This is a genomic window from Klebsiella sp. HN106 (assembly GCF_051209435.1).
GTDB lineage: Bacteria > Pseudomonadota > Gammaproteobacteria > Enterobacterales > Enterobacteriaceae > Klebsiella > Klebsiella oxytoca.
Window position 1 is genome coordinate 1 of record NZ_JBLURD010000052.1, and the last position, 2088, is coordinate 2088.

Consider the following 2088-nt stretch of genomic DNA (forward strand, 5'->3'; position numbering starts at 1 on the left):
GAGAGCATAAAAAATATTGGGGCAGCGTGAGCTATGCTGCCATCGCTGGTCCCTTCCCGTCACTTTGAAAACCCGGATACCAGCAGACAAATTTATCCTGCAGTTCGTTATTCAAAACGGCGGTCCGGGTCTGTAACAAATAATGAGCCCCTTTTCTGCTCCACTGCATCTGCTGCTTTTTGGCCATTCGTCTGGCGATCACTTCATTGATCGTGGATTCCACAAACGCGGTTGATACCGGCTCTCCGTACCGACGCATTTCGCCGTAGTTTGGGATCATCATCTTATTATTCCGGATGTAGGTATACATTTCATCCAGATGTTTTTGCAGGGATTTCAGGCTAGGATAGCTGAGTTCAGGGTCATCGCAATACATAACGCAATTATCAATATGTTCCAGCGCAGCGACAACATTGCCATGCCAGAGATATCGTTTAATGCTTTCCAGCAGTGCCAGAACTTTACTCCCCGCCTCTGGATCTGATACCAGCAGTCCCCGGGCATATTGCATGAGCACCTTCAGCCTCATGGTGATATGAAACCAGTCCAGCACATGCGTTGACTCAGGGTACATACCGAACTGGAGGTCCCTGAGATTATCCGCGCCGTCGGACAGAAAAAATATCTGCTGGTTGGCCTGCATTCCCTGCGCTGAAAGGTGGGTCATGAGCCTGCGTTCCGGATGACAGTCATCCTTCTGAACAAAACCGAAGCGGCGGGTGTCAGCAGGCGCACCAACGGAAAAAGACTTCCCGGCAATAATTTCAAAATTACGCTTTTTGTCATCCCGATCGCGAACATAACCACCATCTATACCCACCACAAGCGGTTTTCCTGGCCTGGGCAGGTTCCCCCAGTCGCGGGGGCAGCCGGAAAGAAAACCTGAATGAGCTTCAGCCTCAGCGTCAAGACGCTGCGCCACCTGGCATAAATGATTCCTCACCGTTGAGGCATTCAGGCTGTGGCCCACCGGCAGAATATCTTTCAGCAGACGAGTCGTCATTTCATAGGAGATCATCGAGGCCCAGCGGGTTTCAATATATTTCAGTGCCGGGTGAGAATAATCGCCGGCCCAGTCGCTGAGCAAACTGACTGTCTTTGTATCACTCTCTTCACAACGGCACCGGTACACCCGAAGCCCGGATACCGGAATAACGCCAAACAGCGTCCGGTACCGTATTTTCTGTTTGCCTTTGATTCTGCGCGCAGCAAGGCAGTGAGGGCACCGGATATGGTGTTGAGTATATTCGTCTGCCTGCAGCTGGACCACCGACTGCTGGACCGTATTCAGCAACAGCTTGGATTCTGACACCGATAATCCGATGTCGTTCCGGGTCTCCCCTGATTTCTGGATTGTCATCAGTTCCTCCGTTCGACTGGAGCCTGATTCATCGGTGATGACTATCTGGAGCGTCAGTTGCATCATTGCCTCCTGCTGTGGTGGATGACTATCTCCCGGCTACTGGTTGTTCATCTGGTGACGAAGCTTATAATATGTGGAAACGCCAAGGCCCGCATGGTCGCAGGCGATCCTGAGCCTGACCCCTCTGCTTCTGAGTGCGTCAATTTCCTGGATCTTTTTGATATCGGCGCCGGGGCGCCCTGTTTTTTCACCCCGTGCTTTTTTCGCGGCGATGCCGTCGGCCTGCCTTTCCTTCAGTAAGGCTCGTTCAAACTGGCTGAATGCCGACATCATGTGCAGCTGCAGTTCCTGCATCGGATTGTTTGTGCCGGCGCTGAACGTCAGCTGCTCTTTCAGAAAAATAAGGGTAACGCCCTGGTCACGAAGCCGGGTGGTGACAGCGCACATATCCGACATATTCCGGCAAAGGCGATCGATGGAATGAACCAGAAGCGTATCACCAGGGCGTAATTGCCCCAGGAGTTCCTGTAACCCCGGGCGGTTTGTGTCCTTCGCGCTGGCATGCTCAACACAAATTTTATCAGGCTGAAAACCCGCCTTTGACAATGCCTCTTCCTGACGGGCCGTATTCTGATCGGCCGAGCTTACCCTGATGTAGGCATATTGCACGCAAAACCTCCGGAAGGTCTTTAAACATCATAGAGATTTAAAGAATAATCCATAAA

General features: G+C 51.8%; 2 protein-coding genes. Both read right to left on the bottom strand.

The window, feature by feature from the left end; all coding sequences use genetic code 11:
* Positions 1–31: 31 nt before the first annotated feature.
* Positions 32–1423, bottom strand: coding sequence for an ISKra4-like element ISKpn19 family transposase (locus ACSIPU_RS30170; protein WP_001493761.1), 1392 nt, complete (start codon positions 1421–1423; stop codon positions 32–34).
* 36 nt (positions 1424–1459) lie between these two features.
* Entirely contained in the window at positions 1460–2032 is a 573-nt protein-coding gene (locus tag ACSIPU_RS30175; protein WP_001493762.1) for a recombinase family protein, read from the bottom strand.
* Positions 2033–2088 lie beyond the last annotated feature (56 nt).

Bases quoted from the DNA above. Each gene is read 5' to 3' on its own strand.
- ACSIPU_RS30170 (WP_001493761.1), bottom strand. From the start codon at position 1,423: ATGCAACTGACGCTCCAGATAGTCATCACCGATGAATCAGGCTCCAGT.